Annotated in this window: 25 protein-coding genes and 1 riboswitch; of the genes, 14 read left to right on the top strand and 11 right to left on the bottom strand. The window is 37.1% G+C overall.

The window, feature by feature from the left end:
* Positions 1-178 precede the first annotated feature (178 nt).
* Entirely contained in the window at positions 179-547 is a 369-nt protein-coding gene (locus tag BAOM_RS24755; protein WP_028543322.1) for a DUF6713 family protein, read from the top strand.
* 398 nt (positions 548-945) lie between these two features.
* Here BAOM_RS24755 and tnpC read toward each other — a convergent pair whose 3' ends face one another.
* From tnpC to tnpA, 3 genes are read right to left on the bottom strand one after another with little or no spacing between them, the layout of a single operon-like run.
* Positions 946-2,535, bottom strand: a complete 1,590-nt coding sequence (gene tnpC / locus BAOM_RS14920; protein ID WP_127760959.1) for an IS66 family transposase — start codon at positions 2,533-2,535, stop codon at positions 946-948.
* Positions 2,536-2,576: 41 nt separating this feature from the next.
* Positions 2,577-2,933, bottom strand: a complete 357-nt coding sequence (tnpB, locus tag BAOM_RS14915) for an IS66 family insertion sequence element accessory protein TnpB (protein ID WP_127760958.1) — start codon at positions 2,931-2,933, stop codon at positions 2,577-2,579.
* Positions 2,930-3,250, bottom strand: a complete 321-nt coding sequence (tnpA, locus tag BAOM_RS14910; protein ID WP_127760957.1) for an IS66 family insertion sequence element accessory protein TnpA — start codon at positions 3,248-3,250, stop codon at positions 2,930-2,932. Before tnpA ends, tnpB begins: the two co-directional genes overlap by 4 nt.
* A gap of 224 nt (positions 3,251-3,474) precedes the next feature.
* Here tnpA and BAOM_RS14905 point away from each other — a divergent pair, with 224 nt between their 5' ends.
* The 7 genes from BAOM_RS14905 (at position 3,475) to BAOM_RS14875 (ending at position 8,330) form a co-directional block, all read left to right on the top strand.
* Positions 3,475-3,963 (top strand): DUF2243 domain-containing protein, encoded by a 489-nt coding sequence (locus BAOM_RS14905; protein WP_127760956.1) that lies wholly within the window; start codon positions 3,475-3,477, stop codon positions 3,961-3,963.
* Between the two features lie 31 nt (positions 3,964-3,994).
* Complete coding sequence (locus tag BAOM_RS14900; protein ID WP_252283543.1) at positions 3,995-4,777, top strand: cytochrome c oxidase assembly protein; 783 nt, start codon at positions 3,995-3,997, stop codon at positions 4,775-4,777.
* Between the two features lie 148 nt (positions 4,778-4,925).
* On the top strand, positions 4,926-5,690 hold the full coding sequence (locus BAOM_RS14895; protein ID WP_127760954.1) for a carbon-nitrogen hydrolase family protein: 765 nt from the start codon (positions 4,926-4,928) through the stop codon (positions 5,688-5,690).
* A 272-nt stretch (positions 5,691-5,962) separates the two neighbouring features.
* Positions 5,963-6,190, top strand: coding sequence for a YozE family protein (locus BAOM_RS14890; protein WP_127760953.1), 228 nt, complete (start codon positions 5,963-5,965; stop codon positions 6,188-6,190).
* 268 nt (positions 6,191-6,458) lie between these two features.
* Positions 6,459-7,166: a hypothetical protein gene (locus BAOM_RS14885; RefSeq protein WP_127760952.1), complete on the top strand. Its 708-nt coding sequence runs from the start codon at positions 6,459-6,461 to the stop codon at positions 7,164-7,166.
* 65 nt (positions 7,167-7,231) lie between these two features.
* A complete protein-coding gene (locus BAOM_RS14880) occupies positions 7,232-7,402 on the top strand; it encodes a YozD family protein (protein WP_119118782.1) in 171 nt (56 codons plus the stop codon).
* Between the two features lie 169 nt (positions 7,403-7,571).
* On the top strand, positions 7,572-8,330 hold the full coding sequence (locus BAOM_RS14875; RefSeq protein WP_127760951.1) for a sporulation protein: 759 nt from the start codon (positions 7,572-7,574) through the stop codon (positions 8,328-8,330).
* Between the two features lie 607 nt (positions 8,331-8,937).
* Here the strand turns inward: BAOM_RS14875 and BAOM_RS14870 are convergent.
* Positions 8,938-9,096 (bottom strand): DUF1540 domain-containing protein, encoded by a 159-nt coding sequence (locus tag BAOM_RS14870; protein ID WP_127760950.1) that lies wholly within the window; start codon positions 9,094-9,096, stop codon positions 8,938-8,940.
* 309 nt (positions 9,097-9,405) lie between these two features.
* Between BAOM_RS14870 and BAOM_RS14865 the strand changes: the two genes are divergently transcribed.
* The gene (locus BAOM_RS14865) at positions 9,406-9,885 is read left to right on the top strand and encodes a hypothetical protein (protein WP_127760949.1); all 480 of its coding nucleotides are present in this window, start codon (positions 9,406-9,408) and stop codon (positions 9,883-9,885) included.
* Positions 9,886-9,983: 98 nt separating this feature from the next.
* Here BAOM_RS14865 and BAOM_RS14860 read toward each other — a convergent pair whose 3' ends face one another.
* Genes BAOM_RS14860 through BAOM_RS14850 form a run of 3 tightly spaced genes read right to left on the bottom strand, consistent with a single transcriptional unit; the run spans position 9,984 to position 11,843 of the window.
* Positions 9,984-10,400: a 2Fe-2S iron-sulfur cluster-binding protein gene (locus tag BAOM_RS14860; RefSeq protein WP_164853253.1), complete on the bottom strand. Its 417-nt coding sequence runs from the start codon at positions 10,398-10,400 to the stop codon at positions 9,984-9,986.
* 8 nt (positions 10,401-10,408) lie between these two features.
* Positions 10,409-11,257: a family 1 encapsulin nanocompartment shell protein gene (locus BAOM_RS14855; protein ID WP_127760947.1), complete on the bottom strand. Its 849-nt coding sequence runs from the start codon at positions 11,255-11,257 to the stop codon at positions 10,409-10,411.
* A 25-nt stretch (positions 11,258-11,282) separates the two neighbouring features.
* Positions 11,283-11,843 (bottom strand): IMEF encapsulin system ferritin-like cargo protein, encoded by a 561-nt coding sequence (locus tag BAOM_RS14850; protein ID WP_127760946.1) that lies wholly within the window; start codon positions 11,841-11,843, stop codon positions 11,283-11,285.
* Between the two features lie 215 nt (positions 11,844-12,058).
* Between BAOM_RS14850 and deoD the strand changes: the two genes are divergently transcribed.
* The 3 genes from deoD to BAOM_RS14835 all read left to right on the top strand — a co-directional run bounded on the left by deoD (position 12,059) and on the right by BAOM_RS14835 (position 15,548).
* Positions 12,059-12,766 (top strand): purine-nucleoside phosphorylase, encoded by a 708-nt coding sequence (deoD, locus tag BAOM_RS14845; protein WP_127760945.1) that lies wholly within the window; start codon positions 12,059-12,061, stop codon positions 12,764-12,766.
* Between the two features lie 300 nt (positions 12,767-13,066).
* Positions 13,067-14,530, top strand: a complete 1,464-nt coding sequence (locus tag BAOM_RS14840) for a lmo1851 family serine protease (protein ID WP_127760944.1) — start codon at positions 13,067-13,069, stop codon at positions 14,528-14,530.
* A gap of 151 nt (positions 14,531-14,681) precedes the next feature.
* Entirely contained in the window at positions 14,682-15,548 is an 867-nt protein-coding gene (locus BAOM_RS14835; RefSeq protein ID WP_164853252.1) for an LCP family protein, read from the top strand.
* Between the two features lie 265 nt (positions 15,549-15,813).
* On the opposite strand, the gene mtnK is transcribed toward BAOM_RS14835, so the two are convergent.
* Both mtnK and BAOM_RS14825 read right to left on the bottom strand, forming a co-directional pair.
* Positions 15,814-17,016, bottom strand: coding sequence for an S-methyl-5-thioribose kinase (mtnK, locus tag BAOM_RS14830; protein WP_306821270.1), 1,203 nt, complete (start codon positions 17,014-17,016; stop codon positions 15,814-15,816).
* An 83-nt stretch (positions 17,017-17,099) separates the two neighbouring features.
* Positions 17,100-17,227: riboswitch (SAM riboswitch) on the bottom strand.
* Positions 17,228-17,311: 84 nt separating this feature from the next.
* Positions 17,312-18,094: a carbon-nitrogen family hydrolase gene (locus tag BAOM_RS14825; RefSeq protein WP_127760941.1), complete on the bottom strand. Its 783-nt coding sequence runs from the start codon at positions 18,092-18,094 to the stop codon at positions 17,312-17,314.
* Positions 18,095-18,194: 100 nt separating this feature from the next.
* Here BAOM_RS14825 and BAOM_RS14820 point away from each other — a divergent pair, with 100 nt between their 5' ends.
* Positions 18,195-19,379: a pyridoxal phosphate-dependent aminotransferase gene (locus tag BAOM_RS14820; protein WP_127760940.1), complete on the top strand. Its 1,185-nt coding sequence runs from the start codon at positions 18,195-18,197 to the stop codon at positions 19,377-19,379.
* Between the two features lie 113 nt (positions 19,380-19,492).
* Here the strand turns inward: BAOM_RS14820 and BAOM_RS14815 are convergent, their stop codons facing one another.
* Both BAOM_RS14815 and BAOM_RS14810 read right to left on the bottom strand, forming a co-directional pair.
* On the bottom strand, positions 19,493-20,467 hold the full coding sequence (locus BAOM_RS14815; RefSeq protein WP_127760939.1) for a DMT family transporter: 975 nt from the start codon (positions 20,465-20,467) through the stop codon (positions 19,493-19,495).
* A gap of 8 nt (positions 20,468-20,475) precedes the next feature.
* Positions 20,476-21,135, bottom strand: a complete 660-nt coding sequence (locus BAOM_RS14810; RefSeq protein ID WP_127760938.1) for a GntR family transcriptional regulator — start codon at positions 21,133-21,135, stop codon at positions 20,476-20,478.
* Between the two features lie 142 nt (positions 21,136-21,277).
* Here BAOM_RS14810 and BAOM_RS14805 point away from each other — a divergent pair, with 142 nt between their 5' ends.
* Positions 21,278-22,204, top strand: a complete 927-nt coding sequence (locus tag BAOM_RS14805) for a CobW family GTP-binding protein (protein ID WP_127760937.1) — start codon at positions 21,278-21,280, stop codon at positions 22,202-22,204.
* The last annotated feature ends 44 nt before the right edge of the window (positions 22,205-22,248 follow it).

The following is a 22,248-nucleotide window of genomic DNA, read 5'->3' as shown; positions in this document are numbered from 1 at the left end:
TGGCGGCCAGTCATTCAACTAACAAGCAGTTAAGCTTAATATATAGTGGTATGGGATTTCAAATAATCAGGACATGGTTTTCCAAATTGTGATAATGTTGTGTTCGATTTGTATTTTGATCTCTTTATTTATTTGGGTGTAGTAACATAAAATAATAAAATTGTAGGTGGTTTTTTAAATGCCGGATCTCTTGCTTGTGTTATTCTTGATAAACTTATCTTTATTTCTCTTGCACGAAATGGATGCGATAAGACGTTCTGAGTGGAGATTGTTTATCGTGCTTAAGGATATGGAAGATTCTAAAGCTTATAAAGTATTCACATTTATTCACCTTCCTCTTTACACAATAATACTCTATTTACTTTTTAGTAAATATCAGACAGTTACTTTTTGGGTCCTAGATTTATTTTTAATCATACATGCAATCCTGCACCTATTTTTTGAAAAGCACCCCCGTAATGGATTTAAAAATACATTTTCAAGAACAATTATTTATCCAATGGGAATCCTTGCGGCTATTCATTTAGTATTACTATTTAATAACTGAGTACCAATAATATCAAAGACAAAGATGTTTGATTCGATAGCAATATTAAAACTCAAATGATAAAGAACTGACGACTAAGCTAACAAGAAAACGATTGTTTAATAAAGCAGAGGCAGTCTAGGACTTTATTTTCTCGTCCAAGGCTGCCGATTGTATTTTAAACAAGTGAGTCTAATACTTAATTTTCAAAAGATGCCGATTTCCAAATCAAAAATCCTCATAAGATCAACATCTCCGGTCTAATACTTTATTTTCTTTGAACAATAATATCATAGTTAGTTTAACTTTTTGGATTTTATCTGGTATGTCTATCTTCTATTTGTTCTTTGAAAAAGACAAGAAATCAGACGTAAATGTCAAGTAGCCCCAAATACACGATGAAAATTGTGTTTTCGGGACTACTTTTTGTTTGCTTCCCTTTTTATCGGCACCTTGCATATGGAAGGTAAATCCGTTGACCAAGGTAAGACTTTATCTATTTCTTCTTTATTCGTTACATCCATATTTGGTAGCGTTTCAAATAAATAGCGAAGATAAGGATAAGGACTTAAACCGTTCTCTTTTGCCGTTTCAACGACACTATACATGATGGCGCTCCCTCTAGCACCTCGCGGTGTATTCGAGAACATCCAATTTTTTCGACCGATCACAAACGGTTTAATGGAACGTTCACTTCTATTATTATCGATTTCTAAATGGCCATCCAATAAAAAAGCTTCAAGATGATTCCATTGATTCAAACAATAAGTGATGGCTTTTCCTAGAGAGCTTTTGGGTAGGACTCGGTCTTTTTGTTCATGAAGCCATGCCGAAAAAAGGTCCAGAATGGGCCTGCTTTTTTCCAATCGCTGTTCATATCGTTCTATAGGGTCGACATGTTTTAGCGTTCTCTCAATGGAGTATAGTTGATTACAGAAATACAACCCTTCGCTCGCCTTCACCTTTTTTCCCTTCTGTGAATCAGGTAAAGCCTTTAAGGCTTCATCAAACTTACGTCTGGCATGCGCCCAACATCCCACAAGGGTGACATCCGGTACTTGATTGTAACCATTATATCCATCCACTTGTAGATATCCTTGATATCCTGTTAAAAAACGTTTCGGATGTTCACCTGCTCTTGTTGGTTGATAGTCATAGAGAACAATGGAGATGTCATCTCTCCCTGTACGATATAACCACAGATAGGACTTGGTAGTTGCGGCACGACCAGGTTCACGTAAGACTTGGAAGGTTGTTTCATCCGCATGAAGGATGGTTCGAGTAAGTAGATGCTCATGCATCCTACTATATAAAATCGCTAACCAATGATCCGCCCCGTATAATAACCAATTTCCCATCGTTTGACGTGATAAGTAAATTCCCATTCGCTCAAAATGCTTTTCATGCCGATATAGAGGCAATCCTTCTACATATTTTTGCGTCATAATATATGCCATGATGGACGGAGAAGCGATACTTTTTGGAAAGGCAGGAGCCGGCATTTGGGCAGTCACAATCGGTGTGGATATCTCATCTAATTCACACTTACGGCAAGCATATACATATCTCTTATGTTCCGTCACCTTTACTTCCGCAGGAACAATCGTCAGTTCCTTACGGACTTCTACACTCATCTCATGTAAAGCACCACCACAGCACGAACAAACCTGTTCCTCGTCAGCCAAACGATATTCAATCGTTTCGATAGGAAGGTTTTGGACGGACTCATCCCTATGACCGCGTTTCTTTTTACGACGATAGGTGATGGTTTCAACAACTGGTTCGGGTACTTCGGTATCACTTTCTTTCTCAGCCTCATTAAACAGTTCTAGAGCGAGTTGATTTTCCGTTGTTTTTTCGCTAGACGTACCAAACCGTTTTTGTTGGCTAAGACGAAATTGTTCTTCGTACCATCTCACTTTTGCCGTGAGTTCTTCTACTTGAGCTTGAAGAGATTCAATTGTAGGTTGATTTTGATGAGAGGATGTTGTTTTCATAGATGAATCCATTCGACAAAATGAATCAAATCCCTTCTAAATATATAAATTTTTCATAGGATTGTTCTCGCATATACGGCTTGATGCCCTTGTTTTTGTTCAAATGAAAATCCATCAAGAAGCCATCTCAGTTGCCTTCTTGATATGGTAAGTGGCACATTTGGATGTTTAGTTGGCCAGTCAAACTTTCCTTTTTCCAATCTGCGATAATGCAACCAAAACCCATTATGTTCCCACACGAGAATCTTTAGTTTATCGCGTGAGCGATTGCAAAAGACAAATAAACAAGAAGAAAAGGGATCTAAATCAAACTCTTCCTTCACAATGGCTGCCAGTCCATCAATAGATTTACGTAAGTCTGTAGCTCCTTGTGCGATACATACCCTTTCAATGGCTGTTTCTAGTATCATAGTTGTTTTACCGTCTGCATCACTTGTAAAAGCACTTGTGGAGTAAATGGTGTATCTATTTCAATTGTAGCTTCCTTAAAATGAATGCGGATGGTGGTATGTATTTTTTCTTCTATTGGAGGGATATTCACAGATACCCATTTTGTGCGTGTACTTTCAGTTGGACGATCAGCTTGAGGTGATAATTTCTTGAGCCAATAATATAGCTGATGAATCGGCAGGTTCTGTTTTTGACACCAAGCAGCTTTTGATAATCCACTTTCTTTGAAATCTTGGATGTGAGCTTCCCATTCTTTCTTTATAAGGCGCTTTTTCATAAAAAAAACCTCCACATGTATGATGTAAGGAGATTATCTCATGAGCTATTTACAAGTAGTAGGTGGGGAATATTTGACGCTTACAAAGTAGGGGATTTTCCTGTTTGTTAATCTGAGATAAAAGTGAGTGTACAATGTTATGTACTATATACAATTGGGCTAAACTAGAACATATGTTAGGGAATAAGTGGGGGATGATCTCTACAAAAAGGAGGGTACTATCTATGGCTGATTATGTTACAAAAAATCGATTTATATACTCAACACGTAATTTATGGTCAGGCTTTCTATTTGGTCTTGGTTTAGTGGCTTTTTTTGATGAAGTGGTTTTTCATCAACTCTTGCATTGGCATCACTTTTATGACAAATCTACAACTTCTATCGGACTTGTCTCAGACGGTTTATTTCATGCTTTTAGCTGGTTTGCAACAGTCGGTGGGTTGTTTATGCTTGCTGACCTTCGGAGACGCCATGCATTATGGTTCACTAGGTGGTGGGGAGGCTTATTTTTTGGTGTAGGTATCTTTCAACTATATGATGGAACTATTCAACATAAGGTCATGCGGCTTCATCAAATTCGTTATAACGTAGATATCTTTCCTTATGATTTAACTTGGAATATTATTGCTCTTGTTCTAACTATAATTGGCCTTATTTTAATTACTCATACACAACGTATCCAAAAATCAGAAGAGAGTGTTTCACATGAATAGTCATAATCACTCCTATGTCTCTACTACTCCTATGTCTTATACAAATGGAGAGGGAATTCAGTTTGTTTTGGCATTCCTGTTTGTACTAGCATTTGTTATGTATATCGTTGCTGCGATTCAATCAAGTCGTCGTTATAAGACATGGCCATTCTATCGGATTATCTTATGGAGTTTTGGGATGGTCTTAGCCTTTTCGGCAGTTTTCGGCCCTTTAGCAGCACGTGCCCATAATGATTTTACTGCACATATGATTGTTCATTTGCTTTTAGGAATGCTTGCACCACTTTTGCTTGTGTTAGGGGCACCTATGACTTTACTATTACGAACATTGAATATATCCTTAGCAAGACGTCTTTCGCGTATACTAAAAAGCCGACCTGTATGGATATTAATGAATCCTATTGTGACCTCTTTTCTTAATATTGGAGGGCTATGGATACTTTATACGACGGATTTATATATGATGATGCACAATAATCCCTTTTTTCATATAGTGATTCATTTGCATATATTTTTAGCTGGCTACATATTTACTGCGTCTATGATTTATGTTGATCCAACCCCGCATTCATTTAGCTTTGTCTACCGTGCGTTGGTGCTTGTGCTCGCTTTAGCTGGTCATAATATTTTATCTAAGTATATGTACGCTCAACCACCTAATGGTGTACCCCTAGCTCAGGCGGAAATGGGCACCATGTTAATGTATTACGGAGGGGGGGTTGTTGACTTTATTCTCATCTGGATATTTATGTCGCAATGGTTTAAAGCAACACGACCTCAAGCAGTTATCTTTAATGAAAACGCCGCTGAATAGCAGGCGTTATTTTTATGTTATTCTTTTATATTCGTATAACGTAGAACGAAGAGCAGCCAGTCAAATTTATTTTTTAATGTATGAAATAGTTCCCTAGTTTAAAATAGTAGTAGTTTCAGTAAACGTTTTATCGAATGGAGTGACTATATTGAAGAGAGTAAAGATTGCCCTATTGCATTTACTGCCGATTGCAGGGGATATAAGATATAACCAAGAATTGATTGAACGTTCTGTAAAGCTTGCGTCCAATAAAGAAGTAGACTGGATTATTACGCCTGAGCTTAGTGTAAGCGGATTACAATTTCGGCACAAGATTGGAGTAGATTGGATTGAACGTCAACCCAATTCATGGATGAACAGTTTTTGTCAATTAGTAAAATCTATCGATACAACAGTCTTTCTAGGTAGTCCTGAAAAAGGGGAAGATGGGAAGTATTATAATTCAGTATTTGTGATTGATTCAAATGGTCAAATAATAGGGAAGCAAAGAAAGATTAATGTTTTATCGGATGGTTGGTCTACAGCCGGTAAAGTGATTGAGCCGATTACAATAGATGATATACATGTAGGGATTATGATTTGTGCAGATGCCTATACAACCAATGTTGCTGAGCGATTATGTCAGAAAGGTGCAGAAATCATTATAGCACCGGCTTCATGGGGACCAGGGTTACATGGTCCGAATGGAGAGTGGGAGCAAAGGTCCGTTGAGACAGGATTGCCTATTATCGTTTGTAACCGTACTGGAGAAGATGAAACCGTTAGTTTTTTGCAAGCGGAAAGTTCGCTTATTAAAAATGGTGAACGAATTTTCACTCATCAATCCAAACAATCAGCTATTATCACGTTTGAATGGAATCTAGAACGACAACAATTACATTCCGCTCAGGTAGAGGTTGATTATATAGAGTAAGAGACTGAATCCAATGATTAAAAGTAATTGGATGTTTGGCTGACAACAATTTTATTAGTTAATAATAACCTATAGAATGGAAAGGTTTTTATATAATGGCTATGCTGAAAGATGTGTGTAACCGCGGTTTCAAATGATGCAAGGATTAATAATTATGATTTATAAATTTCATATAACGGTAATTTTGGAGTCAGGTTAAAAAGTGTAGACGTGCTCTGAGAGTTTCGATATAGTAAAGCAACAATCATCTATTTGAAGAGTGGGGAATGAATATGAAGTCGTTTTATACATTTCTAATGACGTATCGACAACCGAAAGAGGTTGATGCAATTACTAAATTTGCTAATCATGCTTTTTTGGATCATAGTTTTCCAAAGCAATCGGTTGACTATGATGAGCTAAGCCGCTATTTAGAAATGAATGTGGATTATTTAGAAAGTATGTCTGTTTTTGATGAGGCATGGGATATATTCATGCAATCCGAAGAAGGGCTATGGTGAAATGTCCTATAGAGGAAGAGCCATTTTAAAAACCTCTTCTTACTATGGCAGATGAGTAATTTGGCATCGCTTTATGTTAAATGTGCTGAACTCTCTATCGTAATTACGAAGAAAGCGCAGTCTAAAGGTTGAAAGCACAATCTTTAGATTGCGCTTTCTTTATGTGTAATTTGGGAGAATGCCTACCTTTTTCTATTAACGTCTATCCTTATTGAAGCATATACTTTAGTAATTACTCGGTAGGGGACCATTTGAGGAGATGTCGCTGATGGGAAAGAAAAAGGAGCCGAAGTTTAAGGTTGGTGATACAATCATCATCAAAATGTATGGGACAGTCGGTAAAATCACAGATGTAAAGTTTCTCGATGGTACTTATGTATATGAAGTAAACTACAGCGATGGACTTTATGTGGAGAGTACCCTGGAGCATATTGATGATTATGATGGAGAAATTGTTTTTGAGAAGGAACAAATTAATATTGAATATAAATTTTTATTAGGCGATTTAGTACAAGTCGATGGGTATGAGTACGATTACTTTAAAATTGTTGGTTATCGGACAGAGATTTGGCGGTATAAAGACAGCGCTTGGGAAGATGTCATTTACGAATTAACGCGAATTTCTGATGGAGAATGGCTTGAAGCGCATGAAGAGGAAATGACATTAATAGCCGATGCTAAGCGAGCAGAAGCGATTATTCAAAAATTAGAGATATTATACTCCGCACATAAAAAAGAAAAAGAGCAGCCGAAGCTAAATAATCCTCGTAAAGGTGAGAGGAATAAGAAAATGACAACTAAAGAGCAAAAACAACATATTGATGGCTTGTTAGATTTATATAATGATTATAATCGATTATTTAAAGAATTTGGTGATGATGAATATCAGCATATTATGAATATTGCTCTTGGGAAAATTCGTAGAGCAGCTGAAGAGTTGTACCCAAATCGTAAGAAAAAGAAAACGAACTCTTAGAAATAGTAATTTTATGAATATTCGTTTAGCAATTATCATAGAACTTGTATGGAGGGGGCGATGGTATGCGAGAAATTGAGGTTATTATTGATACAGAAGAAATTGCAGAATTCTTTTTTGTAGAATTGCTGAAAAGAGGTTATGCTCCAACAGAGTTAGAAGCCGAAGATCTTGCTGACATCACATTCGATTATTTAATCCAAAAGTGCATCATTGATGAGGAATTAGAAGAATAATCGATACCGAATTCCTTACTTTTCATAGAATACTTGACGGCGGAGTAATCCGTCGTTTTATATTGAGGTATCCATTTGACACAGTTTTCTAACAAACGACTAGACATGCTTTAGAAGTATTCATTTATAATAAAGATAGTTTATATTCTATAAAATAGGAGTGATGAGGATGTCGGTTTTTAATAAGATGTTAGCGAGTATAGGCATTGGCAATGCAAAAGTGGATACGAAGTTGGAAAAAAGTCAATATACGCTTGGGGAAACAGTTTCAGGAATCATTGACGTTCAAGGTGGAACAGTTGAACAGAAAATTGACGAAATTTATTTAACGCTACATACGAATTATGAAGTGGAAAACGATGATCATACGTATCAAAAGACAGCGACCATTAACCGGTATTTACTCACTCAACCTTTCGTAATTGGACCAAATGAAACGAAAGAAATCCCTTTCAGCTTTCAACTTCCATTTGAAACACCTCTTACTTACGCAAAGACAAAGATTTGGATTAAAACAGGAATGGATATAAAAAATGCCATCGACCCTACAGATCAGGATTATATTAGAGTCGTGGCCAATCCACTAATTGATTCTGTTTTACATGCTGTAAAGGAATTAGGGTTTCGATTGCGAGAAGTGGATTGTGAGGAAGCTCCTTTTCGTTTTCGTACATATGCACCTTATTTTCAAGAATTCGAATTTGTACCGGTTAGCGGAGCCTTTCGCGGCCGCTTAAAGGAGCTTGAATTCGTATTTTTTGTGAAAAACGAACAGGCGTTAGAAGTATTAGTCGAATTGGATCGTAAGTCTCGTGGTTTTGCTGCGTTGTTTGGCGATAGTGAAAAGAATGTTCGTTTATCTTTAACAAGTCATGATATTCCGAACATGAAGCATAGAATCAATGATTTTTTAATTCGATATATTTAATGGTGAGAAAAACCCGATTCATTCGGGGTTTTCTTTATTTTAGGTTATGTTAAATGATATTGATAAAAAAACTCCTTTTGTGAAAAATTGTTATTAATAAATCGATGTAGTGACTTCATATACATATACAGTTCTAAAAGGGGAGGGGAACATGATATGTTAATGGTGTGTCACAAGCATGTTAAGGAAGGATTAAAACGTCTTACTATTCCTCATGTGAAAAAAATCAAAGATTGTCACTGTTCTTGTCTGTATTGTAATAGAAAAGCCGAAATAAAAATCTTTTATTCTATGCCTTTTTTTAATATGAAAAAATTCTATGAACATGAATAATGAAGGGTAACCTCAAAATGGTTACCCTTAGAAAATTAAGCAAAAGCCTCTGGTATGAATGTTTTGCAATCTGTTTCTTCACTGATTGGAGATTGGATACTTGTTTGCCCTTATGACTTACAAAGAACATCTGGAGCTGTAGTATCACACCTCATGTTATCGTATAACATATTCGAGGTCATTGATACTTACTTTATTTTTTGAATGTAACATAGAAGATTTGATAGCAGAAAATGAAAGTTGTTGTTAACTGATGAAATCTTAGAGGTATTTTTTATGAACTAGAAGGTTCAAAGGTTTTACAGCCTGTTTCTTCAATTTCAGATGTTTGTCTCTTCTCAAGGTTTCCTACATAAATTAAATCAGCCGCACATTTATTTCCTTGTTCCCAGTTTTTACAGCTATTTACCTCGCATAATACGCCATGTGCCATATTATTCACCTCCTTTCAAAGTGGATGTAATCTTTTAAGATTTCAGTTATTACTTATTCTCTCTTATTCCCTCAACCCCTTCTTGATTCTTACATTTTTTTACATAAAAAGTTATGATAACGCAATGGACTGTTATTGTATAGGAGGATAAAGGAATGATACAAAGGGGCTAGCGGAGTTTATTGGTAAAGATAAAACTATGTTGGAAAGAATCCTATGTATCATGAATAAATATAAATTGACAATGATTCTCATTATCTATAAAATTGAAAGTAGACATATATCAGATATTTTTTCGGGAGGAACAACATGATTAACATGCTATATGGGTTGAAAGATATTCATACTGTTATTTCAAATCACCGTAAAATAGGCGGAGCCGCAGAAGCAGACATGATAAGATTAACTTCTGGTGAATCTTATCAAAATCCTGTGTTTATAAATGTTGATATCTCCAAAGGTCACTATGTTTCCGCATGTTTTATGGATGAAGAGGGAACAAACATTATTGCACATGTTGATCAAATCGCTGTAATAAAAGGGTTGCAGCATAAATTGATTTGTCAGCTGAATAATATGCATGTGAAACAATTATTGCTGCAGGATACCATGCAATACTTACAAAAATTATGTGACGTAAATGCCGGTTTCGTTACCCATACTTTTAAGCAAGAAGCGTTAAAACTTGTCAGGGATATTAGTATAAAAGAATTGAAAAACCACAATATTGTCCTTCCATTCCCACTTGAAGAAAAGTTAATTCATATAAACAAACGCTTATTTGCATGAAAAACAAGGTCCTATAAGGAACCTTGTTTTTTTGTACGATCAGAATTTATATGAAGCAGACAATAGTAAAGATGCGAGAGCTCTCAAATCTATAACCTTTACGTATATCGACTTTCGCTATTAAGGCGACAAGTTTGTTTTTCTAATAAAGGAATTTCTGCCTGGCAAGCCAATCGAAGACCGTTGTTTAACGTTTTCTTTAGCTTTTTTTGCTCTTTTTCATTTGGCTCGGATAATCCAGGACCATCCTCAATAATTTTTACTGTACATAATCCACAAGTTCCTTTTCGGCATTTATGTTGCAATGCCTTTCCCTGGCTTAAAGCAACATCTAGTAATTTCCCTTCCTCAGGCTGAATTTCAAATCTGTTTTCATGTTGCTGAACAATGATGTTGTTACGGGTGCAAATTTGTCGATCAGATGTATCAGGTTTTGTAAGTTGCTTTTGGATTGTACGCTTTTGAATTATACTTCCTGGAATAAGGGAGCCGACAGTCCATGCTCTTCTATTCATTGATACCATCAAGTCTCAGGGTCTTCCAGCGTGCAAATCGCGGATGGGCGTTTAATTCGTAAAACAACTGTTTCATAAACACGAAATGGATGATTCATTCCTTCTTCTCCCAGGTGAACTGTATCGAAGTCCTCTGACACGGCAAGATCCAAATTGTTTTTCCCTGTATTGACAAGAACTCCCGTTTTTCCTTTTAAAACTGGTGATTGGAAGACCCCATCTGTAACAAGTTCCCGAACATGTTCAATTTCAAGAACGTTTGTATCCTTATGTACACGATGCAATAATGAATATAGCTCTGGTGAGAGCACAAGGGCAAACGGTCCATTATGCTTCATCTCAAGTAATTTATTCCTTGCGTCCACTACATCCTGAAAGGCATTCCCTGATTCATACCAATTTCCAAGTAATTGTGTCAACCGACCTTTAACATTCATAAGTCCGGGAATTTCAAATTCCTTTGACCCATGAAAAATCATCTGATCTTCTAATAAAGCAACATCACGGGCTGCATTTGCAGCTACTGAAAAATCTATCGGGATGTCTAACACTTTCGCCTGCTCCAGATCACGCCAGTATAAAACGAAATCTTTATAAAGCAATGGGATGGTATAATTTACTCGTTTGCTAGATTCAATATTCAGATCAAATGATCCCTGGAAATCCATTTTTGCTTCATAGTTTTCCATAAAAATATCATTAAAAATGCTTTGCATTCCTTTTCCAAGAGGACCGTACAGTTCGATAAAACGGCGTCCAACTAATTGCCTTCTTGCCGAATCAATTACCGTTTGATCTAATTGTGCGAATTCTTGATCTGTTAGCGGTGAATCTGGAAATAATTCGTACTTACTCATTCTTCTTTCCTCCTTTTTCTATTCCTTACAATAAACTTCCCACAGTAAATCCTTTTTTTCTTTTAGACTGGGTAACTACTGTTGGAGAAACAGGCCGGTCTAAATGATCATGGTGTTCATCATGATGCGCATGTGGGTCAACGTAGTCATGGTCAAATCGTGTATTGATTTCATTTAACAATTCTTTGACCTGTTGATAATCTCGATATGAAACAACTCTCAGTTCGTTTAATAGAGTACTTCGTTCTGTATCAGTAAATCGAAAAAGTGCTAAATCAAGGTGCTCAACGAAATTATGTAATCCGAATTTTTCCAGGTTTAATTCTTGCAAAAGGCGATTGAATTCATTGTTCGTGGGTGTGAAATCTTTCTCGTCTTTTTCTTGTTCGAATTTACTTATTAGTGGGATAAGTTCTACTAAACGCGATAGTCGTTGTTCTTCCTCTTCGTAAATATGATGATAATACAGCCTTTCATGATCATCGCTGGCATTTTGAATGACAGGATTCAGCATATTCATAAATTTTTCAATTGCATCTTTGGTCGTAGTGAAAATTTTGAAAAAAATCTTCAGTTCCTCTTTCAATTTCTTATCCTCCTAATGATTTGTATAATTTCCATTATTATCCTATCGGGGTGAATCTTATACCTTTTTTAGATATTAAAATATTGTATAGGGTGTTTCTACTTTTAGGGGGAATTTTAGAAAGGTAACATTAACGAGGCACATATTTTTTTACGTAAGAATTATATGTTATAGTATGTAAATGGATAATTTTTTCATTAGAGGAGGATATAAGAATGAGTGTACATATTGGAGCGGCGCCAAATGAAATTGCCGAAACGGTTCTTCTTCCAGGAGATCCATTGCGTGCGAAATATATTGCTGAAACGTTTTTAGAAGATGCTAAGCTTTATAATGAAGTGCGAAATATGTTTGGCTATACAGGAACCTATAAAGGAAAACGTATTTCTGTTCAAGGGACAGGCATGGGCGTTCCTTCAATTTCTATTTATGTGAATGAATTAATCAGTAGTTATAATTCTCAAAAATTAATTCGCGTTGGTACAGCTGGTGCGATTCAAAAGGATGTAAAGGTGCGCGATGTGATTTTAGCGATGAGTGCTTCGACTGATTCACAAATGAACCGCTTAACGTTTGGCGGTATTGATTACGCACCAACAGCGGATTTCGATTTATTGCGTAAAGCGTACGATGCAGGTGTGGCGAAAGGGTTACAGTTGAAAGTAGGAAATGTGTTTACAGCTGATCATTTTTATAATGATAATAGTGATTTAGAGAAGTGGGCGAAGTATCAAATATTAGCAATTGAAATGGAAACGGCTGCTTTATATACATTAGCTGCAAAATTTGGTCGTCAAGCATTGTCTGTTCTTACGATCTCTGATCATATTTTAACAGGAGAAGAGACGACAGCTGAGGAACGTCAAACAACATTCAGTGATATGATTGAAGTAGCGCTCGAAGCTGCGATTCAGGAAGCGTAAAATTTTTATTCTACACTTAACGGGTAGTAAAGACTCCCACTAATGAAAGTTTTACTTTATAAGGCGAGCATCTATAAATAGCCTTAACTTTGCTTTGTTAAGTGCGATTTTTATAGTGCTCGTTTTTGTTTAATCAGGATTTATAGCTGTTAATATAAAAGTTTTGATACCTAACCGTTCTAAAGGCACGCGGTGTTTATAAGCGCTGCTCGTAACTTATAATTTCCGTTTCACAATAAAACTGATAAAATAGGGGTATTGTTATACATAGCAGTGATACATGAAAGTGGTGAAGCATGAATGCAAGAGGAAAACAAAGAACATCGAGAAGAGAAAGATTCAGGAAGATATTTCAAAATTAAAAAGTTTCCCTTGATTATGGGGGGGTTTTTGTTAATCTTCTTAACGGCAGGTATTACAACGGTTGCTCTCACATTTGGGGATAAAAAAGTGCAATCTATCGCTCCGAGCCAATATCCTCAATTTGAAAAATTGTATTCGACGTATGATACGATTAAAAAGGAATATTATCAGGAAGTTGATGATGAAAAACTCGTAAATGGTGCGATTGCAGGTATGCTTGAAGGACTGGAAGATCCATATTCTACTTATATGGACCAAGAGGAAGCAAAAAGCTTCAATGAAAGTATTTCTTCTTCCTTTGAAGGAATTGGTGCTGAAATCCAAGAACAAGATGGAAAAATTATGGTTGTGTCACCTATTAAAGGATCACCAGCTGAAAAAGCAGGTGTGAAGCCGAACGATATCATTATGAGCGTGGATGGTAAAAGCATAGAAGGCTTAAGTTCTACTGAAGCGGTTCTGAAGATTAGAGGGGAAAAAGGGACAAAAGTTGAGCTGACGATTTCTCGAGAGGGAGAAGCGAAGCCCGTATCGATTACAATCGTCCGAGATACAATTCCAGTTGAAACCGTCTATTCAGAAATGCTCGACGATGGGATTGCGAAAATTGCTGTGACAAGCTTTTCAGAGCATACAGTTGATGAATTAAATACGGCTCTTGATGAAATGAGCAAGAAAGATATGAAGGGTTTAATTTTAGATTTACGCGGTAATCCTGGTGGACTTTTACCAGAGGCTATAAAAATGGCCAGCATCTTTGTGCCAAAGGGCGAAATTGTGCTGCAAATCGAAGATCGTAATGGAAATAAAGAGATTCATAAATCGGAAAACGATGGTGAGTTCACATTACCAGTCGTTGTGTTAATTGATGATGGAAGTGCGAGTGCCTCTGAAATCGTAGCCGCAGCGGTGAGTGAATCAGCGAACATTCCATTAATTGGCGTGAAGTCATTTGGTAAAGGAACTGTACAAAATGCTCAAGATTTCAAAGATGGCTCGAATTTCAAATTCACTTCTTATAAATGGTTAACACCGGAAGGAAATTGGATTCATAAGAAGGGGATTAAGCCAGATATTGAGGTCAAGCTGCCCGATTATGCAAGTCTTCCTTATATTTCACCAGATGAGGCTTTAAAAGTATCGGATGCTTCAGCAGAAGTGAAAGCAGCTGAAGATATGTTAAAAGAGCTTGGTTATAATCCGGGAACGGTTGATACGGTCTTTGATGAACAAACAAAAGCAGCCGTAGAAAAATTCCAGCAGGATCATAAGTTGAAAGTAACAGGTATCATGGAAGATAAGACGACGGTTACATTAATGCAAGAACTACGCGACAAAATTTTGAAGAATGACACGCAAGTGAAGCGGGCTATAAAAGAGTTGGAAAAAGAAATAAAATAAAGTAAAGTGCAATTTCACTTAGCGAGGATCTCGCTATTAAGGTGAGGTTAAGGGGAAGCTTAGTAACGCTAAATCAGTTACTAAGCTTTTCTGTATTAGAAGGAGGGCTTTTGGGGAAAATATGGATAGTTTTGAAGCCGAGGTGACGATAATGAAAAGAAAGGTATTGTTAATTTGTGCACTCTTTACGATGTTAGCTGGTTGTGTGGCTTCACCTATACCTAATACAGAACGAAACCAACATATGGATTCGAAAAAAGAAACGGCCAAAACATTTCTTTTAATTGGTGTGGATTCTCGCGGAGAAGAGGATTCGCGTGCAGATGCGGTCTTGCTTGCCCGTTATGAGCCAAAACAAGGGCAGATTAAGTTAGCTTCTATTATGAGAGATAGTTATGTGAAAATTCCAGGGTATGAAAAAGGATATCATAAAATTAATGCGGCTTATTATTATGGTGGAAGCGAGTTAATGAAAAAAACGATTTTAGAGAATTTTAACATCAACGTAGACCATGTTGCAGTCATTGACTTTCAAGGATTTGTTAATATAGTGGACTTAATTGCACCAGACGGGCTTACCGTAGATGTTAAACCAGAGATGATTTCAGATATGAGCATTGCAGCGAGCAGTGGAGAAAATGTGTTGCATGGGGAGCAGATTTTAAAGTATGTTCGTTTTCGTCATGATAATGAAAGTGATTTTGGTCGTGTTGAACGACAGCAAGAAGTGTTGGTGCAGTTAAAAGACCAGTTAATTCAGCAGCTGTCTAATGTGGATGGAATTGTTGCTTTACCAGGGATGATTGAAGAAGCGCTGACATATGTAGAAACAGATATTGGAATGAAAACGATGTTTGTATTAAGTTCCCAAGCGATGTTTCATCCTGTTGATTCGATTAAGACGTTGCGCATTCCTGTTAATGACAGCTATACAAACGAAATGTATCCGCATGCTGGTGCCGTTTTATCTATAGACTTTGAGAAAAATCAACAGGCTTTACAGGAGTTTTTTGAGTAAGTCTTGTTACATGAGATACGTGTATAACTACGATATTTTCGCGATAACGTATCATCTATATAAAAGAGGCTGCCTAAGCAGTCTCTTACTACATGATTTCATAAAACGGAGGATATTATAGCGATAGTTCAGACTAATCATTCTATTTCCTATATGGAATAAAGATTAATACCTCTCGTAATGCTTGTTGATTTAAAAGGGTAATATAGGAATCATTTCATTACACCAAGCAAGACAAAGTTGTTTGGGTCATAGTCAATCTTTTTTAAAGAGTTGAATAGGAAGAGCGAGTTACTTGTTTTACTAATTCAATAACAGTTGGAATATCCAGTGTGCTGCGATTTTTTACTAAGTGAGTTCCAATGATAAGCGCGTTTGTTTTAACGTTAATTCGTTGGTCCGTATTAGCAATTCCATCTAAATCAATTACAGGTGAAAGGTCGCTTGCTCTTCTAATTAATTCCCAGCCAGCAAACCCAAAGCTGTCTGCTTTCGCTTTTTGTAAAACATAAGATAATAGGCCATCAATGTTTTTAAATTCATCACGACTTTCATTGCTCCATAATGTTGAATAAACGCCTGTAAAAGTTGACCAAAATGTCTGAATATGAGAAAGAATACTCTCTTGATCCGCTTCTTCACGTGTAACAGCTTGGAAAAGGAGATTAGAAATAAATTGTCCTGTATCAAAGCCGATTGGACCATAGAAGGCAAATTCAGGGGCGATGACTTTTGTTTCGCTTTCGCTTGCCAAAATGTGTCCTGTATGTAAATCGCCATGCACTAGAGCTTCTTGTTCACTTATAAATATTTTTTTCAATTTTGCCACTTCTAGTTTTAATTCATGGTCGTTCCATAACGTTTCTACAATCTCGGATAATTCCACTTCATAGTTGGTTGGTGTATGCTCAAAGAATGGGCCGGTAAAGATGGAACTTTCTATAATTTTACACAGTTCTAGATTCGTGAAGGCACGTGCGATTTCTTTTTTTGTCGTTGATTCTAAGTAATAGTCGGATGTGTAAAATAAAGTTTTGGCTGCATATTCGCCAATATGTTGTGAAATAAGAGGATAGCTTTTGCCTTCAATAAGGCCAGTGCGAGCAATCTTTACATGTGATAAGTCTTCCATGACCGTAATGGCAAGCTGTTTATCTGCATAATACACTTTTGGGACATATTCGCGGCAATAGCTTCCGAATGTAAGTAAGGCATCTGCTTCAATAGCTGCTCGTTTTAATGTAAGCGGCCAGCTTTCACCTAGCACTTTTGCATAGGGAACGGCTTGTTTAATAATAACCCCTTTATTAGTTGCGTTATCTGCGACATGAAAAACATAATTGAACGTGCCAGCTCCAATTTTGTGGCAAGTTAATGTCGCGTCCTTATCTAATAATTCTAGCTTTTGTATGAGTGCAATCGCTGTTTCATTCGTTAATAATTCGAACGAGCCTTGTGTTTGTGTCAATATAATCCCTCCAGATTATCGTTTAGGCAAGTAAAAAAGCCTCTTTCGATTTAAGAAAGAGGCTTTGAAATGATGATTCAAACCTCTTATCTTTCAGAAAGAATTCTTTCTGATGGAATTAGCACCGTGCCTTGCGGATTATTTCTCCACATATTGCGGTCGGTTGCTGGGCGTCATAGGGCCATATCCCTCAGCCTGCTCTTGATAAGAGAACGTATATTTTTCATTTTTAATAAATTATAGTTAGCTTGGAAAAATAATAACAATATTCTTAAAACATTGTCAATATAAAAAATTAATAAAATTCCGGACGTCGGTCGGCAAACACAGGAATTTTATTACGCACTTCGCGTACTTTAGTAAAATCAATAGTTCCTGTTAAGATTTCGACCCCTTCACCTGCTTCATTAATAATCTCACCCCATGGATCAATGATTAATGAATGTCCGGCAAATATGTTATTCGGATCTGAACCTGTTCGATTAACGGCTACAACATACGCTTGATTTTCAATTGCACGGCTAATTAACAGCGCGCGCCAGTGATCTAATCGAGGTTTCGGCCATTCTGCTGACACAAACAATACTTCTGCTCCTTTTGTAGTATGTGCACGAAGCCATTCAGGGAAGCGGATATCGTAGCAAATGAAGCTCGCACATAGTTTGTCATCAAATGTAAATAAACCATCCCTTTCACCAGGTTGCAGGAAATGATGTTCATCCATCAATTGAAATAAGTGAAGTTTATCGTAATCTTTGACGAATTCTCCTTTATTATTAATCATAAGCATTGTGTTATAAATGCCGTCGTTTGTTTTTTTTGCGATGGATCCTCCAACGAGATGTACGTGATATTTCTTGGCGATTTTTTGTAAAAATGAAATCGTTTCTTTTGCTTCCACGTCGGCGATTTCTTCTAAGCGTGTTAAATCATACCCGGTAGTCCATAGCTCTGGTAAAATGAGGACATCCGGCTTCGATTGAACAGCCTGCTCAATGAGTTGTTCTGCTGCTGTATAGTTTGTTTCCGGTTTTCCAAAAGCAATATCCATTTGAATACAGGCAATGTTCCAGTTCATAATTTATACCTCCACAGTTTGAAAAAGTTCTTTACAACATTATCATAAACATATATCATTTTTGATTATAATTTCAAGAAATTTCAGAGAAGGTGCACGAATGTTTCAATTTGAACAATCCGAATTATTAAAAACATTACCGAAACAATTTTTTGCCTCGCTTGTTGCAAAAGTTAATAGCATTCAAGCTCAGGGACATGATGTCATTAATTTAGGACAGGGCAATCCAGATCAGCCAACGCCAGAACATATAGTGAAAAGTTTACAAATAGCTGCAGAGAAACCGTTGAATCATAAATATTCTCCGTTTCGCGGTCATCAATATTTGAAGGAAGCGGCTTGTGCTTATTATGAAAGAGAGCATGGAGTAGTGTTAGACCCTAATACAGAAGTTGCGATTTTGTTCGGCGGAAAAGCAGGGTTAGTAGAGCTTCCACAATGCTTATTAAACCCAGGTGACACGGTACTCGTTCCAGACCCAGGCTATCCAGACTATTTATCAGGTGTTGCATTAGCGAAAGTAAAAACAGCATTTATGCCACTGCTTGAAGAAAATTACTTTTTACCTGATTACGCAAGCTTAGACCGTGAAATTGTTCAACAAGCGAAAATGATGTTCCTTAATTATCCGAATAATCCAACAGGTGCAAGTGCTACGGCTGAATTTTTTGAGCAGACGGTTGCAATTGCGAAAGAACATTCGATGTGTGTTGTGCACGATTTTGCTTATGGAGCGATTGGTTTCGATGGAGAAAAGCCGCGCAGTTTTTTACAAACAGAAGGGGCAAAAGATATTGGGATTGAAGTATATACTCTGTCTAAAACATATAATATGGCAGGCTGGCGAGTAGGTTTTGCTGTTGGGAATAAAAGTGTGATTCAAGCACTGGAACTGCTTCAAGATCATCTATATGTAAGTTTATTCCCTGCTGTTCAAGAAGCGGCTGCAACAGCATTACTTGAGTCACAAGATTGCGTCCGTGAATTGGTGGCAACATATGAAGGGCGCCGTCGTGTGTTTATCGATGGGCTACGTTCAATCGGTTGGAACGTAACGGCACCGAAAGCTTCGTTTTTTGCTTGGCTTAAAGTTCCAGAAGGGTTCACTTCGGAGAGCTTTGCAGATTATTTATTAAATGAAGCTCACGTTGCCGTTGCACCAGGAAATGGCTTTGGTCAATTTGGTGAAGGCTATGTCAGAGTTGGGTTACTTACTTCTGAAGAAAGACTTCAAGAAGCTGTGAAACGAATTAAAGCGCTAAAGTTATTTACCATTAAACAATAAAAGCTATATACCTAATTTTTCTTATGGTGAACAACAAGCTTAATAGAAGAGGGGCACCCCAAAAATGGGTGCCCCTTTCTGCTTTAATCTATAGAGCATTTCATCGATTTGCCTTATGATTTCGCGAATTGATTGTTTGTAAGTTTCGTTGTTTTATAATGTGATACATAGCTATGGAGAATCATGCCCATAACAATGATGAACATACCAGTCCATGATAAAAGGGAAGGGAAGGCTGTCGATAGCAATAGGACTTCTCCAACAACTGTGAACAAAACTTCAAGCGATTGAGTCGCTTCAACAGCAGCTAGTTTTTGCATATTCCCCCTGACTAAATCAGTCGCTTGAAAGAATAGTACGGTCGCTAATACGCCGGAAGAGATGGCAACGAGCAAAGATTGAGTCGTTTGTTCAATACTTGGTACACCTACTGTAAACAGGCCATAAAGAGAAAGGATAAACCAAAAAGGCAGACTTGCTAATGTCATGCCTAATACTCGTTGATAGGCATCTAAACGTCCGACACAAAGATCCATCATTTTTCGATTTCCTAGCGGATAAGCAAAGGAGGCAATAATGATGGGGATAATTCCTAGTAATACGTGTTTTAACGAAATAGAGCTAGCGTGTTCGATTTGCATGAGAGCAATACCGAGTAAAATAATAAGCGACATCAATAATCCACGAACCGGTATTTTTCCTCTTGCTTTTTTGGAACCATTCGGTGTTGTAACTGTTAAAAAGAAAAGTGGTGCGAGCAAGGAACCAGAAATAATCGTAATTTGCCATGTGCTTGCAGTTAGCCATCCTGGTGCGAATGCTGCAGCAAAGCAAATCGGTGCATAAAATAACCCAAACCCAATAGAGGACCATAAAATCCACTGCCCCCAATGTTCTTTCATATTTTGAAAGAGGGGGCGTATGTTTTTTCTAGCGATGACAATTGCTAATAAAAAGGGAACCATGAAAAAGTATCGTAGTGAAGCGCTCCAAATCCAACTTCCCCCCGATAATTCCATTGCTCGATTTAAAATAAACGTTACGGAAAAAAAGAATGCTGCACAAATACCTAATATAATTGGACGCATCGGACACCTCAATCTTCCTGTGGATGTAGTAATGTTCGAAGACTTAACCAGTTTTCCTCCACAAGACTAGCAGCCGTCTCGCTATCTTTTTGGCGACAAGCTTCAATAATTTTTTGATGCTGTTCGAATGATTGAATACTTTTTTCAGAATTAAATTGTGCGATTTCTAAACGTTGAATTTTGGGAACAATCGGTTCAAGTGCTCGAATGATTTCTGGGTTGCCAGCAACATCTAAAAATACATTATGAAATAATTCATCTGCTTCGATTGCTTTAATAATATCTTTTTTCTGTGCGAATTGTAGCAATGTTTTATTCGTATACTCTAATTCATCAATATCTGATTCTTTCAATAATGGAACCGCTAAACGCGCAGCTAAAGCGTGTAGCGCTGCTATTACCGTTACGCCATGTTTTGCCTCCTCTATGTTTAATGAAGCGACCCGAGTTGAAGACCCAGGAATAGATTCTACCAGCCCTTCGTCTTCTAGCCGTTTAAGGGCTTCGCGAACGGGAGTCCGGCTAATTCCAAATTCCTCTGCTAATTCTTTGTCATTAAGACGCTGCTCAGGTTGCAGTTCAAGCAAGGTAATCGCTTTTTTTAACGCAAAATATACTTCATCACGAAAGGACAGTCGTTTAATTGGTTTAAAAGTATCATTTTTCATAAAACCAATATATCGCATTTTGGTTTTATTTACAATATTTATCATAAGAATACAATAGACTATGCTGCTAGCACTTTGGTGGAAATATGATACACTTTGTACGATAAAGTTTATTTTTGTGAAAGATAAGGAGCAGAGTACAATGAAAGAGACAGAAGTATACATATTAGGTGGTTTTCTTGGAAGCGGGAAAACGACATTATTACGAAATATTTTAAAGCAAGAAAATGAAGCAGGTCGAAAAGTAGCTGTATTGTTGAATGAGCTTGGCAGTGTGTCGGTGGATAGTGGACTCATTGACGATGATGTTCCATTAAAAGAGCTATTTGGCGGCTGTATTTGCTGTACGATTCAAGATAAATTGGAAGTGCAGCTTCATGAATTATTAACAGAAAATGAGCTGGAAGCAGTTTATATTGAAACAACAGGTGCAGCTCATCCGGTTGAAGTATTAGATGCGATTATGTCTCCGCTTTTTGCTGAGAAACTCACTTATAAAGGCATCATTACAGTAGTAGATTTATTAAGATGGCGAGATCGCGAGCAGTTGTCCCCACAACTGCGTCAACTGTTAGTAGAGCAAATTCATCATGCGGATTTTATTTTGCTGAATAAAAAAGATTTAGTGACTGAAATGGAGGCAGCTCAGCTTCTGTATTCGATTCAAGCTCTCAATGGGGATGCAGTATGCTTATTAACGGAGCAAGCGGAAGTGTCCATTGCTTCGCTTCAGCAGTTAAAAAGAAAACAAAGCCATCCACATCAAGAACTTGATGTGAATCACCATTTACATTTAAGCGCTATCGTTTATTCGTTTGAAGGAGCTATTAAGCAAACGGACTTTGAAGAGTGGATGAGAAGCCTTCCTGATACCGTTTATCGTATGAAAGGATACGTAGCTTTTACTCATTCGCAGTATCCATACTTATTTCAATATTCGTATGGCATGCCCATGTTAATGAATGAAATGATGAAGATGCCGCTTAATATCGTGATTATCGGTGAAAATGTGCAGAAAGAGCAGCTTATTTCTGAGTTGAAGGAGTTAGAAAGAAAGGCGAAGAATTAAACAATAATAAATTTGGTATGACTTTTTGAGGCTGCCCTTTGGGT

Source organism: Peribacillus asahii (assembly GCF_004006295.1).
In the GTDB taxonomy this organism is placed as follows: Bacteria; Bacillota; Bacilli; order Bacillales; family DSM-1321; genus Peribacillus; species Peribacillus asahii_A.
Note: the sequence above shows the minus strand (reverse complement) of the source record. Positions and strands in the feature narration are given on the sequence as shown.

Coding starts and splice junctions, on each gene's coding strand:
- BAOM_RS24755 (WP_028543322.1), top strand. CDS start 179: ATGCCGGATCTCTTGCTTGTGTTATTCTTGATAAACTTATCTTTATTT.
- tnpC (WP_127760959.1), bottom strand. CDS start 2,535: ATGGATTCATCTATGAAAACAACATCCTCTCATCAAAATCAACCTACA.
- tnpB (WP_127760958.1), bottom strand. CDS start 2,933: ATGATACTAGAAACAGCCATTGAAAGGGTATGTATCGCACAAGGAGCT.
- tnpA (WP_127760957.1), bottom strand. CDS start 3,250: ATGAAAAAGCGCCTTATAAAGAAAGAATGGGAAGCTCACATCCAAGAT.
- BAOM_RS14905 (WP_127760956.1), top strand. CDS start 3,475: ATGGCTGATTATGTTACAAAAAATCGATTTATATACTCAACACGTAAT.
- BAOM_RS14900 (WP_252283543.1), top strand. CDS start 3,995: ATGTCTTATACAAATGGAGAGGGAATTCAGTTTGTTTTGGCATTCCTG.
- BAOM_RS14890 (WP_127760953.1), top strand. CDS start 5,963: ATGAAGTCGTTTTATACATTTCTAATGACGTATCGACAACCGAAAGAG.
- BAOM_RS14885 (WP_127760952.1), top strand. CDS start 6,459: ATGGGAAAGAAAAAGGAGCCGAAGTTTAAGGTTGGTGATACAATCATC.
- BAOM_RS14880 (WP_119118782.1), top strand. CDS start 7,232: ATGCGAGAAATTGAGGTTATTATTGATACAGAAGAAATTGCAGAATTC.
- BAOM_RS14875 (WP_127760951.1), top strand. CDS start 7,572: ATGTCGGTTTTTAATAAGATGTTAGCGAGTATAGGCATTGGCAATGCA.
- BAOM_RS14870 (WP_127760950.1), bottom strand. CDS start 9,096: ATGGCACATGGCGTATTATGCGAGGTAAATAGCTGTAAAAACTGGGAA.
- BAOM_RS14865 (WP_127760949.1), top strand. CDS start 9,406: ATGATTAACATGCTATATGGGTTGAAAGATATTCATACTGTTATTTCA.
- BAOM_RS14860 (WP_164853253.1), bottom strand. CDS start 10,400: ATGAATAGAAGAGCATGGACTGTCGGCTCCCTTATTCCAGGAAGTATA.
- BAOM_RS14855 (WP_127760947.1), bottom strand. CDS start 11,257: ATGAGTAAGTACGAATTATTTCCAGATTCACCGCTAACAGATCAAGAA.
- deoD (WP_127760945.1), top strand. CDS start 12,059: ATGAGTGTACATATTGGAGCGGCGCCAAATGAAATTGCCGAAACGGTT.
- BAOM_RS14840 (WP_127760944.1), top strand. CDS start 13,067: ATGCAAGAGGAAAACAAAGAACATCGAGAAGAGAAAGATTCAGGAAGA.
- BAOM_RS14835 (WP_164853252.1), top strand. CDS start 14,682: ATGAAAAGAAAGGTATTGTTAATTTGTGCACTCTTTACGATGTTAGCT.
- BAOM_RS14825 (WP_127760941.1), bottom strand. CDS start 18,094: ATGAACTGGAACATTGCCTGTATTCAAATGGATATTGCTTTTGGAAAA.
- BAOM_RS14820 (WP_127760940.1), top strand. CDS start 18,195: ATGTTTCAATTTGAACAATCCGAATTATTAAAAACATTACCGAAACAA.
- BAOM_RS14815 (WP_127760939.1), bottom strand. CDS start 20,467: ATGCGTCCAATTATATTAGGTATTTGTGCAGCATTCTTTTTTTCCGTA.
- BAOM_RS14810 (WP_127760938.1), bottom strand. CDS start 21,135: ATGAAAAATGATACTTTTAAACCAATTAAACGACTGTCCTTTCGTGAT.
- BAOM_RS14805 (WP_127760937.1), top strand. CDS start 21,278: ATGAAAGAGACAGAAGTATACATATTAGGTGGTTTTCTTGGAAGCGGG.